Genomic DNA, 13585 nt, shown 5'->3' with positions numbered 1-13585 from the left:
GACTGCTGAGCGTCGGCCGCGACGGCCGTGTCCGTCGCCGGCGGCCGACCTCACCGCCGGCGGGCGAGGACGGCGACCACCGGCAGCGCCAACAGCGCACCGGCCACGAACGGCGACCAGTAGGCGAAGACGTACAGCGCCGCCATCGACGGCGGGCCGACGGTCCGGCCGAGACTGCCCGCACCCTGCGTGACGCCGAAGGCGGTGCCCTGCCTGTCGGCGGGGACGGCGCGGGAGACCAGCGCCGAGAGCGAGACGTTCAGCAGGCTGTTGCCGAGCGAGAGGCAGGCGAGGACGACGAGGAGGACCGCGACGGGGCCGGTGAGCCACGTCGGTCCGGCGGCGAGCGGTACGAGCCCGCCGATTTGAGGGGAGAACGGCAACGTCGCGAGGGCGACCACGAGTATCGCCGCGCCCACGACGGCGATTCGGCGCTCCGGGTAGCGACGGGCGAGGCGGCCGACGAGGACGCCCTGGTTCACGACGCCGAGGACGCCGATGTAGGTGATGAGCAGCGCCGTCTGCGTCTCGTCGTACCCGAACAGGTCGGCGGCGTACGGGATGAACATGACCTGTACGCCCGAGAACGCCACGGAGACGAGGAAGAACGCGACGACGAGGCCGCGGAGCGCCGGGTCGCGCAGGGCCGAGACGAACTGCCCCACGAGAGTGACCCGGTCCGCCGTCCCGCGCTGTCTGTCGGGTTCGGGGAGGAACGCCCACGTGGCGACGAAGGCGACGAGGCTGAGGCCGGCGGCGACGAAACTCGGGAGGGAGAACCGCGTCGCCGGCACGAACGCCGGGAAGACGGCGTCGGCGGACGAGACGGCCGTCGGACTCGCGGCGATGCCGCCGATGGCCGGACCGAAGACGAAGCCGAGGCCGAACGCCGCACCGACGAGTCCGAGTGCGGCGGCGCGCCCCTCGACCGGCGTCACGTCGGCGATGTAGGCCTGCGCGGTGGCGATGTTGCCTCCCATCGCCCCCGCGAGCATCCGCGAGGCGAACAGCGTGGTCAGCGCCGCGGCCGTTCCGAACAGCGCCCCCACCTCGGTGGCGAGGCCGAAGACGGTCCACGCGAGGGCGCTCCCGAACAGCGAGAGCATGAGGACCGGGCGGCGGCCGCCCGCGTCCGAGAGGCGGCCGAGCACCGGCGCCGACAGGAACTGCATCAGCGAGTACGACGCCGCGAGGAGGCCGATGAGCAGGTCCGTCACCGCGAAGCTCCGGACGTAGAACGGCAGGATGGGAACGACGACGCCGAAACCGAGGAGGTCCACGAAGACGATGCCGACGACGATGGCGAGGGCGCGTCGCGGTGCGCCCACCGTCTCCTCGGGCGCCGTCGGGACGGGGTCGGGACCGCCAGCGGACTCTGGTACGCTCACATCGTCGAGAGGGTAGAACGGGAGGTAAGGATGAGGGTGCGGAGAGCGTCGTCTCAGCGGTGGCGGTCGATGACGCGCTTTGCGGACTCGGCCTTCTCCTTCCAGCCGTAGCCCGCCTCGTACACGTGGCGCTTGCTGTCGACCAGTTGCGCGGGCGTCGCCTCCTCGAACCCGCCGCGGTCCCACGCGCCGGACTCCTCCAGCCACGAGACGACCTTCTCGCGCGTCTCCGACCACGAGAGCCCGACCATCTCGTACCACGCGACCATGGCGAAGACGGCGTTGTCGTGACAGCCCGGCACGCTCCCGTGGCGGTAGAGCGTCTTCATCGGCTCTCTGGTCGGTTCGGACACCTCCTCGCGGAACTCCTCGGCGGTGAGGAGTCTGAGCGTCCCGTTCGCCTCCGACACGCGGCCGTCGCGCTTCAGTCGTTCGAGCGCGGCGCGGTGGAGGTTGTCCCAGTCGCCGTGGCTCGCCTCCTGCAGGTCGTCCGCCGCGACCGGACCGGTCGTGAGTCGGCCGACGACGTCGAGGTAGGCCTTCTCGACCGCCGGCCACGGCGTCCCCTCGAAGCGGCAGTCCACGTCGTGGAGGCTGTTGGTGGCCCGGCAGTCGGGACACGGGTAGTCGAACTGCGGCACGTGGTGGTGCACGAGATGGGTCGTCTTAGGTGGTACGGTGTCCGGCCGCGGGGGCCGCGGAGGGCCGAACCGGCGGACTGCACGCCGACGGCGAACCGCGCGACCACGGCGGACGAACGGCCCACCTGCGACAATCGCCGTGTTTATTCGGTATCACCGGTTACGACGATGCGACCGATGGACCCGCACTTCGCCCGCTACCCGTTCTTCGACGGCGCACGCGCCGCCGTCGGCGAGGCGGACATCTCCCCGGCGGCGCTGGTCGTCGAGGACGCCCCCGCCGTCGAACGCGGCTTAGAGCGGGTCGAACGCGCCCTGATGGAGGGCACCGTCGCCGCCGAGGAGCCCCGGCGGTGGAGCGACCGCGAAGAACTGCTGTCGTACCCCATCGCCCGCATCCTCGTCTCCCTCGTGGACACGCCCGCCGCGGTGGACAAGTACGCCGCCGCGGAGGCCGCGACGGCGCACGACCGCTTCCGCGCCGACTTCCGGAGCGACGACGACGGTCTGCAGAGCACGGCCGCGCGGAGCGTCTCGCTGGACGACGTGCTTCGCGAGTTCGACCTCTCGGGCGCGGTTCGACCCGAACGGCCCGACGACGGCCGCCGCCGCGGGTCGCGCGACCCGACGCACTACTGGGTCGCCGTCGGCGCGTACCTGACGCTCTCGACGGCCGACTGGGGCGAGCGCTGGCGCCTCGTCAACCGCGAACTCGCGACCGGAGAGGTGCGGGTGACGGCCGACGAACTCCACCGCCTGCTGGAGGAGGCGGTCCACCGCCGCGTCGCCGACGGCCTCCCGTTCGAGGTTCGGGGGAGCGCCGCCGGCGAGGAGATTGCCGACGCCCTCGACGACGAGGTGGCGTCGCTGCGGGACCTGTTGAACGACCACGACGTGACCGGCCGGATGGAGGTCGAGGCCGTCGTCCCCGGCCTGTTCCCGCCCTGCATGAAAGCGCTCGTCCAACGGGCGCGCGGCGGCGAGTCGCTCCCGTCGCACAGCGAGTTCTCCGTGGTCGCCTTCCTCGTCGCCCTCGGCATGGACGCGACGGAGGTGGCGACGCTTCTGGACGCCGAAGACGAGACGGCAGAGCGAATCGCCACGCGCGTCGAGTACCTCGCCGACGCCGACGGGGCGCAGTTCGCGCCGCCCTCCTGCGCGAGCATGCAGTCGTACGGCGACTGCGTGAACAGGGACGAACGCTGCGAGACCATCTCCCACCCGCTGTCGTACTACACGAGTGCCGTTCGTGACGCCGGCGACGTGCGCGACTGGCGAGAGACCGCCGCCGAGGGCACCTCGGCGGACGACCGGACGTAGCGCGGGTCCGCGACGACGAACGGGACCGAAGAGAGTGAGAGACCGTCGTTTCGAGTGGAGCGAGTCTGCGGGGAGCCTACCGGTCGAGCAAGACGCCGACGACGCCCATCACCAGCACGAACAGTGCGATGGTTCCGACGAGTATCAGCCCGCCGTTCCCCGCGAGTCCGGATTCGTTGTACGCCACGCCGACCCCCACGATGAGTGCGATGAAGAAGCCGACTGAGACGACGGAGACGAGTATCTTCTGACGCATCTCCGCATCGATAGCCATGCTCCCGCCTTCCCGCGGCCGTTCTAAAAGCGCTTCGAAGAACGTTCGCGAATTGCAGACGAAACGAGGGTTTAGGTTCGTCGGGAGCGTACGGAAAGATAGCGAGAGAGCCACCTCTCTCGGCCGAATTACCCATGACGCACACTCGAAACACACCCGCGTCGAAAGCACGTTCCAGCCCGACCGTCAGGCCGGTACGGCGGAAGACGGTCCTCCCCGCAGAGGGGTACACGGGCCGCGCCCGCCGCGCCCGCGAGGAACCGATGGCCGTCCGGCCCCTGCGGGACGGCCGGTACGTCGTCGAGACGGAGGGCGGAACGTACGTCGCCGACGTGGAGACGGGAACCTGCACCTGCCCGGACAACGCCATCCGGGGCGCGCAGTGTAAGCACCTGCGCCGCGTCGCCATCGAGATAACCGAACGCCTCGTCCCCGCGCCCGGCGAACGCGCCGGGGTCTGCGCCGTCTGCGGCCGCCGGACGTTCGTCCCGCGGTTCGACCGCGCGCCCGCTCTCTGTGCGCGACACGACCGCGCCCCCGGCGACCTGGTGCGCGACAGGGAGACGCAGAGCCTCCTCGTCGTCGTCCGCGCGACGGGCGAACGCGCCGACGACTCGGTGACGGCGGACGGCACCGTCGTCGCCGACTACGAGACGAACGCGAACTACGGCCGCCACGAACCGGTGTTCGAGGCCGTCTACGTCGACTCCGTGCCGCTCTCGGGCGGCGTCGCCGACCTCTCGGGGCGGAAGCGCTACCGCTTCCCGGCCTCGCGCCTCCGACCGGTCGAGTCGGCGTTCGCCGACGGCGAGACGGTCCGCGGCGCGACGGAGTCGGAGCGCTCGGAGACGATGCAGGCGTCGCTCGTCTGAGCGGCGAGGTGCATCGGCGCGTCAGACGCGCGTCATCGTACAGTGGAAACGAAGGGGTTCGGAGGCGACGCGGTCGGCCGGTTCTCTGTTACCGCGCGCCGGCGACGCCGCTTCCGATGGCGGCACCGCACTCGCCGCAGCCGACGATGTAGAATCGCTTGGACGCCTTGAAGAAGCCCGTCTCGGCGCCCAGGTCGACGAACTCCACGTCGGACTGTTCTGCCAGCGTCGCGTCGCACTCCGGGCAGTGGACCATCTCAGGCACCCCCGGCGTCCGCCGCGCCGCCGTTGCCTCTGGCGCCGGCGACGCCGCTTCCGAGCGTCACGCCGCACTCGGCGCAACTGACGTTGTAGAAGCGCTTGGCGGCTCTGACGAACCCGATACTCGAATCGACGTCCTCGAACGTCACGTCGTCTATCGCGTCGAGGGAGGACCCGCAGTCAGGGCAGTGTACCATACGGCAGAACCGACGCGTGAGCGGCGGAAATAACTACGGGTCGACAGGAACGGCGGAGCGGCCGCGAACGGCCGGCAGGGGGCGCTACGCCTCCTCGACGTCGGTCAGTCGACTCTGCGACGGGCCGCCGACGAACGAGTCGAACGGTTCCCCCTCCGCCAGCGCCGTCTCCTTCTTCACGCGGTAGTTGCCGCCGTCGGTCACGTACAGGTCGCCGGGGTGGAAGAAGTACCAGTCCTCCCGGTCGAACCGGACCGCGATGCGGGACTTCGCGCCGAAGTTCTGCGCGAAGTAGATGAGGGCCTCCACCTCCTCGCCCTGGAGGTAGATGGGTTGCCCGGAACTCGCCTTCGCCTCGATGGCGTAGAACACGTCGCCGTTGCCCGCGAGGACGTCCGGCAGTTCGCGTTCCGTCGCGCTTCCGGACGCCGGGGCGCGCATGACCGCGAACCCGGCTTCGTCGAGTCTGTTGACGAGTTCGCGTTCCCTGCGGTCGCCCTTTCGGTTCGAGGACATGGCCGACTGTCGGCCGTGGCCGCTCTTAAATTGGCCGACCGACGGTCGTCGGCCGGTCGTGCGGGTCCGCAGCACACACCGTGGGGATTCATATCCCACCACGCGTGGGTCTCTATTATTGATATGTCCGGGGAAAGTCGGGGGGCCGTCGCGTCCGGCGGCCTCGTCGTCGCCGGGATCGGGTTCTTGCTCACGCGGTCGGCGACGGCCGCGTCGACGGCCGGCGGGACGTCCGCGCCGTTCCTCGTCGGGAAACTGCCGTTTCTCGTCGTCGGCCTGAGTCTCAGCCTGTTCGGCGTCGTCCTCGCGGTGAGCAGGTGGGGGCGCACGCACGGGTGGACCGTCGCGCGGTGGTGCCTGCTCGGGACGGCGGCGACGGGCGTCGCAATCGGTGCCTCGCTGTTGGGGACCGAACTCGCCGGGACGCAGACGAGTACGGCCACGCGGGCACTCGGGTTCGACCTGCTCCTGACCGGCGCCGTCGGCGGCGCTCTCACCGGCGTGCAGGCGTCGCGCCGGCACGCGCAGGAACGCGACCTGACGGAGCGAACGGCGCGGCTGACGCTCCTGAACCGCATCCTCAGACACGAGGTCCTGAACGGCGTCAACGTCGTCCGCGGCTACGCCGGCCTCGTCGGCGAGGGGTCCGACGACGGGCAGTCGCCGGACGCGGGGCGCGTCATCGAACGGAGCGCCGACCGCATCGGCGACGCCGTCGGCGAGGTGACGGCGCTCTCGCGGCCCGACCGGACCAGTCCCGTCGCGGTGCAGTCCGTCCTCGACGGGCGCGTCGCGGCCGCGGTCGAACGCCACCCCGATGCCGAGTTCACCGTCGAGGGCGACGCGACGGGCGTCGACGTCTGCGCGACCGACCGGGTCGCCGACCTGTTCGACCACCTGCTCCGCAACGCCGTCGAGCACAACCCGGCCGGAACCCCGCGCGTGACCGTGCGCGTCGAAGCGACGTGGCGCACGGTCCGCGTCACCGTCGCCGACGACGGTCCCGGACTGCCCGCCCCGCAGCGTCGCATCCTGCTCGACGGGTCGCTCCCGGAGTACGACGACCCGAGCGCCGGGTTCGGACTCACCGTCGTGCGCCTCCTCGCCGAGGAGTCGGAGGCGACGGTCGGACTCGGCGCCGGCGTCGACGGCGAGGGCACGGCGGTGTCGCTCACGTTCCGGCGGCACCGAACCCCCGACGGTCGGTCGCCCGCCGTCGACGCCGGCGTCTCGAAGCGACGGATTCGCGACGTGGGCGTCGCGGCCACCGTGGCCGGCGTCGCGATGGGACTCCTCTTGGAGTCCCTGCAGGGGGCGATTCCCGTCATCGGGTCGCTGTACGGCGTCTCGACGCCGCTGGTCGGGTGGACGACCCACCAGTTCCACAGCCTCGTCTTCGGCGTCGGCTTCGCGGCCCTCCTCGGGACGCCGCGCCTCGCGCGCTACCGCGACCGCCTGAGCGTCGTCACCCTCGTCGGCGCGGGGTACGGCGCGGTGCTGTCGTTCGTCGCGGCGGGCGTCGTGATGCCGCTCTGGTTCCGCACGCTCGGCGTCCCCGCACCGCTTCCGAACCTCTCCGCGGTTGGTCTCGTCGGTCACCTCGTGTGGGGCGCGACGCTCGGCGCCGTGTTCGCGCTTCTGGACCGCTGAGTCGCCGGGGTCGAATCGGCAAGAGCGCATATGAACCCCCCGCCCCACGACACGACTGGATGAGCGAGACCGACGGCGGGAACGGCAAGGCGCGGACCGACGAGCAGACGCCGAAGAGCGCCATCCTCGAATCGGAGATAGAGGACGGACTGAACGAGTTGGAACGGCCGTCCGGCGGTCTGTTCCTCTCGGCGCTCTCGGCCGGACTCGACATCGGGTTCGGCCCGCTCCTGATGGCGACGGTGGCGACGCTCGCGGCGGGCATCTGGAGCGAGGTGACGACCACTATCGTCCTCGCGAACCTCTACTCCGTCGGGTTCATCTTCGTCGTCCTCGGGCGCTCGGAACTGTTCACCGAGCACACGGCGCTGGCCGTCCTGCCCGTCCTCGACGGGCGCGCCTCGCTCACGCAACTCGGTCGCCTCTGGGGAATCGTCTACCTCGGAAACGCCGTCGGCGCCGTCGCGTTCGCCGTCATCGTCGTGACCGTCGGTCCGTCGTTCGGCGTCATCGAGCCCAAGGCGTTCGTGGACATCGGCGGGCAACTCGTCGGCCATCCGCCGCAGGTGACGTTCGCCGCCGCCATCCTCGCGGGGTGGCTCATGGGACTGCTGTCGTGGCTGGTCTCCGCCGCGCAGGAGACGGTCAGTCGGACGCTGTTCGTCTGGCTCGTCGCCACGACCATCGGCATCGCCCACCTGCCGCACTGCATCGCCGGCATCGTCGAAGTGCTCGCGGCCGTCCTCGTCTCCCCCTCGATGGGGCTGGCGACGTTCGGCGAGTTCCTCGTCACCTCGACGCTGGGCAACGCCGTCGGCGGCACCGTCTTCGTCGCACTACTGAAGTACGGCCACGTCGTCCGCGGCGGGTCGACGCCGAGCGCCGACCTGTAGGCGTCGCTGGCGCGCGGACGCGCCGGCGAGTCACGGACAGTTATCACGTGCTGGTGAGAAGCGGAGTCGATGCCCTCCAGGCGCGACTTCCTCGCCGGTGCCGGCGTCGCCGCGGCGACCGGACTCGCGGGCTGTCTCGGCGGCGACTCGCTCCCGGCCGTCGTCCCGCGCGACGGGACAATCGACCCGCGGCGAACGGCGGCGACGCCCGTCGACTACGACGTGACGCGACTCGGCTTCGGCGACAGAGGCCGGACCGTCGCGCGGTCGGTGCTGTACGAACGTGACGACGGCACGCTCCTCCTGTTCTCGGAACCGCACCTCGTCTCGGCGCGACTCGACGCCGACTGGAAGGCGGCGGGCGTGACCGTCGCGCACGACTGGACGCCGAGCGACGGCGACGGGGACGCCGACCTGTCGTCGCACGACTCGGCGTTCGTCCGCGCGGACGAGACGAGGCGGACGCCGTACCGACTGGGCGTCGAGACGGGCCCAGCGACGTGTCGGTGGACGTTCCGCGTCCGGCCGCCCACGTCGAGTACGGTCGTCCCCGGGTTTCGCAGCGCGTTTCGGCCCGCGACGCCGCCGACGCCGGGCGACAGCGTGGTCGACGTGCTGACCGACGCGCGCGTCTCGAACTGGCGCGTCCGGCGCGACCGGTTCGTGGGGCGCGTCGAACTCACCTACCGACCGGACGACGAGTGACCGCGGCCGGCCGTAGCGTTATGTTCCGGGGCGCGCTACGGACACACATGGTCCACCGCTTCGTCGAACGACTTCGAGCGTTCCTCACCGCCGACCGCGGCGAGGGAGACTCCGTGTGGGAGGCGATTCCGCGCTGGCAGTACGACGGCCGACACGTCGAGTCCGGCGGACTGACCCGGGGCGAACAGGAGACGGCGCTGGCCGACGTCGAACAGCAGGCCGAACAGCGCGAGACGGGCCGGTAGCGCCGTCTGAGACGCGAGATCGACGGAACGGGTCGCACGGCGCGGCGGCGAGAGTGAAGTTTTTGTTGTTCGGATTCTGAACAGTATCCATGTTCACGATGTCGAGCGACGACTTCACGGTGCACACCCGCGAGTGCGACGCCGTCGGAAGCGGGATGCCCATCTCCAGCCTCCCGGACGAAGTCGAGTCGATGGACGACCTCGACTGCGACTGCTGGGACGTGTTCGACTCGTTCGACGAGATAGAGTAACCGACCGGACCGACCGCGGGCGTCCTCGGCGCTCAGGACGCGTCGCGGACGGCCGCCATCGCCTCGTCGACCGCCCGGTCGGCGTCCGCCTCCAGTTCGGTCGCTCGCCGTCGCATCCGGTCGACGACCGACGGGTCGTCTATCGCGTCGAGGTTACACCGGACGGTGAACGTCGACGCTCGCAGGGCGGCGTGGGCGAGGAAGACGCCGGTTCCCGCGTCCGGGACGGCGTTCGGCGTCCCCTCGGCCGCGACGACGGCCGCGGACTCGACGACGGCGAGACACGCCTCCGCGGTCGAGAGGGGGACCCCGGTCGCGCGCTTCGCCGCCGTCGTGCGCTCGCCGTCGTCGGCCGAGAGCAACGCCTCGACCGCGTCGGCGTCCCGGTCGGCCAGCGTCAGCAGTTGGCGCCGCAGTGCCGCCAGTTCCTCGCCGGCGGACGCCAGCGCCGACCCCTCGCCCGACCGCTCCGACTTCGCCAGCGTGTGGATGCACACCATCTCGCAGAGGGCGGCCCCGGTCGCGCCGACCACCGCGGCCGACGTCCCGCCCGCGGGGACCACCCGTTCGGAAGCGACGGCGTCGAGGAACGCGCCGATCGGCTGTTCTTCGTAGCTCATCTACGTCCGTGATGAAGCGGTTCCGGGTTAGGCGTTCCGCCCGTCGGCGGACGCTTACGTGCCGTGACTCCAGCTACCCATGTACTCGCGCTGTTCGTCCGTGAGCGCGTCTATCTCGACGCCCTCGGCGGCGAGTTTTATCTCGGCGACTTCCTTGTCTAGCTCGTCGGGCACGTCGTGGACGCCCGCGTCGTAGGCGTCGCCGTTCTCCACGAGTTCGCGGACGCAGACGGCCTGCACGCCGAACGACTGGTCCATCACCTCGATGGGGTGACCCAGCGCGATGGGCGAGGCGAGGTTGACGAGGCGACCCTCCGCGAGGACGTTCAGGCGGCGGCCGTCGTCCATCTCGTAGGCGCGGACGCCGTCGCGCGCCTCGTACTCCTCGACGGCGAGGTCCGAGAGGGCGTCGAGGTCGATTTCGATGTCGAAGTGGCCGGCGTTCGAGAGGATGGCGCCGTCCTTCATCACCTCGAAGTCCTCCTCGGTGATGATGTCGCGGTTGCCCGTCGTCGTCACGAAGATGTCGCCCTTCTTCGCGGCTTCCTTCATCGGGAGCACCTCGTAGCCCTCCATGTGGGCTTCGAGGGCGCGGCGGGGTTCGACTTCGGTGACGACGACGTTGGCGTTCTGCCCGGACGCTTTCTTCGCGACGCCCTTGCCGCAGTAGCCGTAGCCCGCGACGACGACGTTCTTGGAGGCGAACGAGACGTTCGTCGTCATGGCGATGTTGGCCAGCGAGGACTCGCCCGTGCCGTGGACGTTGTCGAACAGGCGCTTCATCGGCGTGTCGTTGACGGCGAAGACGGGGTAGTTCAGTTCGCCGTCGTCGTCCATCGCGCGGAGGCGGTGGACGCCCGTCGTCGTCTCCTCGGCGCCGCCGACGATGGTGTCGATGAGTTCGGGGTGGTCCTCGTGGATGGCGAACACCATGTCCATCCCGTCGTCGACGGTGACGGTCGGTTCGTGGTCGATGACCGACTCGATGGCGGCGTAGTAGTCGTCCTCGTCCACGCCGCGGACGGCGTAGGAGGTGATGGCGTCGTTGGCGTCGAGGGCAGCGCTCACGTCGTCGTGCGTCGAGAGGGGGTTACAGCCGGTGATGGCGACTTCCGCGCCGCCGAGGGCCAGCAGTTCCACGAGGTTGGCCGTCTTCGCTTCGACGTGCATCGCCATGCCGATGACCTGCCCGTCGAGCGGTTTCTCGGCCTCGAACTGGTCGCGCAGTTCGTTCAGGATGGGCATGTGCTGCAGCGCCCAGTCCATCTTGCGTCGTCCCTCTTCGCGAGCGCTCTCGACGTCGTCGAGATGCTCGCTCACGGGGGGGTAGTCACTCATGGGCGTCGGTTCGGAGAGGCGAGGCAAAACGCTACCGAACCAGCTTTTTCCACACTCGGGGTTCCTCCGGCCGCAAGGCGGCCCTGCGGGAACCCTCGTCAAAACGTACGCGAACTTCGCCGATTCAGCTCTCGCCGAGGAGCGTCGCCCCTCGTGCCGCCTCGTACCGCTCTTTCACGTCGGCCCAGTCGACGACGTTCCAGAACGCGTCGACGTACTCCGAGCGACGGTTCTCGTACTGGAGGTAGTACGCGTGCTCCCAGACGTCGAGGACGAGAATCGGCGTGCCGCCCTGCACCGCGAGGTCGTTGTGGTCTTCGACCTGCGTGACGAGGAGCGAGTCCGACCGGTGGTCGTAGAGGAGCGCTCCCCAACCCGATCCTTCGACGCTCGAGGCGGCCGCCGAGAACTGCTCGCGCATCCGCTCGAACGACCCGAAGTCGGCCGTAATCCGGTCTCCGAGCGACCCCCTCGGTCGGCCGCCGCCGTCGGGCGACATGTTCTCCCAGAATATCGAGTGGAGGACGTGCCCCGAGAGGTCGAACGACAGGTCGCGCTCGACGTGTTTGATGCGGTCGTAGTCGCCGGACGCACGCATCTCGGCCAGTCGCTCGACGGCCGCGTTCGCGCCGTCGACGTACCCCTGGTGGTGGCTGTCGTGGTGGAGTTCCATGATGCGCGCGTCGACGTGCGGTTCCAGGGCGTCGTAGTCGTACGGCAACGGCGGCAGTTCGTACGGGGGACCGTCGCCGTCGTCGCTCTCTGTCGCCGAGGCGACGCCCGAACCGAGGAGCGTCGTTCCCGCGGCAGCGCCGAGACCTTGTAGTACCGTCCGTCGACCGAAGTTCGTGCCCGAGTCCGACTCGGGAGGGGGACCGTCTGTCATCGTGCGACGGGCTTGGATTCAGACGAAGTGTTGTTTAATCTAATCGACAAGCTAAAGAATATCTTCGGCGAGTGCAACTCGGGTTCCGTGACTGGTCGAACGTGCGACGGGTCGAGCGATGTCGCGGACCGAGCCTCACTCCGCCCGTTCGGCCAGCGACGCCGCCCGTTCCCGCGCCGTCTCGACCACCCGTTCCTCGTCCAGCGTCAGCACCTCGCGGTCCCGCATCAGCACCTGTCCGTCGCAGACGGTGTGGCGCACGTCGGACCCGCGGACGGCGTAGGCGAGGTGGCTCACCTCGTCGTGGGCGGGAGCGAGGTGGGGCGCGTCGAGGTCCACGACGGCGAAGTCCGCGGCGGCCCCCTCCTCGATGCGGCCGCCGGGCAGGCCGACGGCGTCGGCGCTTCCGGCGGTGGCGGCGGTGACCGCGGCTTCGGCGGGGACGGCGGCGGCGTCCTCGGCGCCGAGTTTGCCGAGCATCGCGGCGTCGCGCAGTTCGTCGAACAGGTCGAGGTCGTTGTTCGAGGCGGCGCCGTCGGTGCCGACGCCGACGGTCACGCCCGCGTCGAGCATGCGCTGGACGGGTGCGATGCCGGAGGCGAGTTTCATGTTCGAGGCGGGGCAGTGAATCACGCCGGTGCCGCGTTCCGCGAGGAGCGCAATCTCGTCGTCGGTCACGTGGACGCCGTGGGCGACGAAGTCCTCGTCGGTGAGCATGCCGAGTTCGTCGGCGTACGCGAGTGGTCGCTGGTCGCGTTCCTCGACGATGGGGTCCACCTCGTCGGTCGTCTCGTTGGCGTGGAAGTGGAGCGGGATGCCGTCCTCGCGGGCCTCGGCCGTCGCCTCGCGGAGGAACGCCTCGCCGACGGTGGTGAGCGAGTGGGGCATGAACGCGGTGCGGACGCGGTCGTCGGCCGCGCCGTCGAACTCGCGGGCGACGGCGAGGCTCTCTTCCACGTCCGCGGCGGCGTCCTCGTCGTCCTTCGCGACGGTGACGACGCCGTGGCCGAGGCGGGCGCGCACGCCCGACCGCTCGACTGCCGCGACTACCTCGGGCACCTCGAAGTACATGTCCGCGAACGCCGTCGTGCCCGAGCGAATCATCTCGAGGATGCCGAGTTCGGTGCCGGCGCGCACGTCCTCGGGTTCGAGGGCCGCCTCGGCGGGCCAGATGTCCTCTCGGAGCCACGAGTCGAGCGGTTTGTCGTCGGCGTACCCGCGGAGGAGCGTCATGGCGGCGTGCGTGTGGGCGTTGACGAGGCCGGGCGTCACCAGACAGCCCTCGGCGTCCAACGTCTCGTCGGCGTCGTAGTCGGCGGCGATACCCTCGCCGACCGCTCGGACGCGGCCGGCGTCGCTGTCGACGACCACGTCGGCGGCGGCCACGGTGCAGTCGGGGCGCAGAACCCGACCGCCCGCGAGACAGAGCGTGTTCATGCACGCCCGTTCCGCCGGCGGGCGTATCACTCCATCGGGTTCGACCGTGCGCGCGGACCGCGAGTCGCGTCGTGACCCGAGTGAACACGGT

General features: G+C 70.3%; 17 protein-coding genes. 7 read left to right on the top strand and 10 right to left on the bottom strand.

Going from position 1 to position 13585, the window contains the following annotated elements; translation table 11 throughout:
• Window positions 1-50 precede the first annotated feature (50 nt).
• Entirely contained in the window at window positions 51-1388 is a 1338-nt protein-coding gene (locus tag BM310_RS01510) for an MFS transporter (RefSeq protein WP_089803979.1), read from the bottom strand.
• Window positions 1389-1441: 53 nt separating this feature from the next.
• Window positions 1442-2029, bottom strand: a complete 588-nt coding sequence (locus BM310_RS01505) for a DUF7474 family protein (protein WP_089806924.1) — start codon at window positions 2027-2029, stop codon at window positions 1442-1444.
• Window positions 2030-2206: 177 nt separating this feature from the next.
• Between BM310_RS01505 and BM310_RS01500 the strand changes: the two genes are divergently transcribed.
• Window positions 2207-3349, top strand: coding sequence for a DNA primase large subunit PriL (locus BM310_RS01500; RefSeq protein ID WP_089803978.1), 1143 nt, complete (start codon window positions 2207-2209; stop codon window positions 3347-3349).
• A gap of 76 nt (window positions 3350-3425) precedes the next feature.
• Here the strand turns inward: BM310_RS01500 and BM310_RS01495 are convergent, their stop codons facing one another.
• Window positions 3426-3623, bottom strand: a complete 198-nt coding sequence (locus BM310_RS01495; protein WP_089803977.1) for a DUF7472 family protein — start codon at window positions 3621-3623, stop codon at window positions 3426-3428.
• Window positions 3624-3757: 134 nt separating this feature from the next.
• Here BM310_RS01495 and BM310_RS01490 point away from each other — a divergent pair, with 134 nt between their 5' ends.
• Window positions 3758-4495 carry an SWIM zinc finger family protein gene (locus tag BM310_RS01490; RefSeq protein ID WP_089803976.1) on the top strand — a complete coding sequence of 246 codons (738 nt, stop codon included), beginning with the start codon at window positions 3758-3760 and terminating at the stop codon, window positions 4493-4495.
• 88 nt (window positions 4496-4583) lie between these two features.
• Here the strand turns inward: BM310_RS01490 and BM310_RS21155 are convergent, their stop codons facing one another.
• The 3 genes from BM310_RS21155 to hjc all read right to left on the bottom strand — a co-directional run bounded on the left by BM310_RS21155 (window position 4584) and on the right by hjc (window position 5469).
• A complete protein-coding gene (locus BM310_RS21155) occupies window positions 4584-4751 on the bottom strand; it encodes a hypothetical protein (protein WP_177232501.1) in 168 nt (55 codons plus the stop codon).
• A 1-nt stretch (window position 4752) separates the two neighbouring features.
• Window positions 4753-4953: a hypothetical protein gene (locus BM310_RS01485; RefSeq protein WP_089803975.1), complete on the bottom strand. Its 201-nt coding sequence runs from the start codon at window positions 4951-4953 to the stop codon at window positions 4753-4755.
• Between the two features lie 84 nt (window positions 4954-5037).
• A complete protein-coding gene (gene hjc, locus BM310_RS01480; RefSeq protein WP_089803974.1) occupies window positions 5038-5469 on the bottom strand; it encodes a Holliday junction resolvase Hjc in 432 nt (143 codons plus the stop codon).
• 123 nt (window positions 5470-5592) lie between these two features.
• On the opposite strand from hjc, the gene BM310_RS01475 reads away from it, so the two are divergent.
• The 5 genes from BM310_RS01475 to BM310_RS21150 all read left to right on the top strand — a co-directional run bounded on the left by BM310_RS01475 (window position 5593) and on the right by BM310_RS21150 (window position 9213).
• Window positions 5593-7119, top strand: coding sequence for an ATP-binding protein (locus BM310_RS01475; protein ID WP_089803973.1), 1527 nt, complete (start codon window positions 5593-5595; stop codon window positions 7117-7119).
• Window positions 7120-7178: 59 nt separating this feature from the next.
• Window positions 7179-8012, top strand: coding sequence for a formate/nitrite transporter family protein (locus BM310_RS01470; protein ID WP_089803972.1), 834 nt, complete (start codon window positions 7179-7181; stop codon window positions 8010-8012).
• Window positions 8013-8081: 69 nt separating this feature from the next.
• Window positions 8082-8717 carry a twin-arginine translocation signal domain-containing protein gene (locus BM310_RS01465; protein WP_089803971.1) on the top strand — a complete coding sequence of 212 codons (636 nt, stop codon included), beginning with the start codon at window positions 8082-8084 and terminating at the stop codon, window positions 8715-8717.
• Between the two features lie 47 nt (window positions 8718-8764).
• Window positions 8765-8962 (top strand): hypothetical protein, encoded by a 198-nt coding sequence (locus BM310_RS01460; protein ID WP_089803970.1) that lies wholly within the window; start codon window positions 8765-8767, stop codon window positions 8960-8962.
• Window positions 8963-9051: 89 nt separating this feature from the next.
• Window positions 9052-9213, top strand: coding sequence for a hypothetical protein (locus BM310_RS21150; protein WP_177232500.1), 162 nt, complete (start codon window positions 9052-9054; stop codon window positions 9211-9213).
• A 32-nt stretch (window positions 9214-9245) separates the two neighbouring features.
• Here the strand turns inward: BM310_RS21150 and BM310_RS01455 are convergent, their stop codons facing one another.
• The 4 genes from BM310_RS01455 to BM310_RS01440 all read right to left on the bottom strand — a co-directional run bounded on the left by BM310_RS01455 (window position 9246) and on the right by BM310_RS01440 (window position 13494).
• Complete coding sequence (locus tag BM310_RS01455; RefSeq protein WP_089803969.1) at window positions 9246-9833, bottom strand: cyclodeaminase/cyclohydrolase family protein; 588 nt, start codon at window positions 9831-9833, stop codon at window positions 9246-9248.
• Between the two features lie 54 nt (window positions 9834-9887).
• Window positions 9888-11171, bottom strand: coding sequence for an adenosylhomocysteinase (locus tag BM310_RS01450; protein ID WP_089803968.1), 1284 nt, complete (start codon window positions 11169-11171; stop codon window positions 9888-9890).
• 124 nt (window positions 11172-11295) lie between these two features.
• Window positions 11296-12057 (bottom strand): superoxide dismutase, encoded by a 762-nt coding sequence (locus BM310_RS01445; protein WP_089803967.1) that lies wholly within the window; start codon window positions 12055-12057, stop codon window positions 11296-11298.
• Between the two features lie 135 nt (window positions 12058-12192).
• Window positions 12193-13494: an amidohydrolase gene (locus BM310_RS01440; RefSeq protein ID WP_089803966.1), complete on the bottom strand. Its 1302-nt coding sequence runs from the start codon at window positions 13492-13494 to the stop codon at window positions 12193-12195.
• Window positions 13495-13585: the final 91 nt, after the last annotated feature.

It is taken from the genome of Halogeometricum rufum (assembly GCF_900112175.1).
GTDB lineage: Archaea > Halobacteriota > Halobacteria > Halobacteriales > Haloferacaceae > Halogeometricum > Halogeometricum rufum.
Note: the sequence above shows the minus strand (reverse complement) of the source record. Positions and strands in the feature narration are given on the sequence as shown.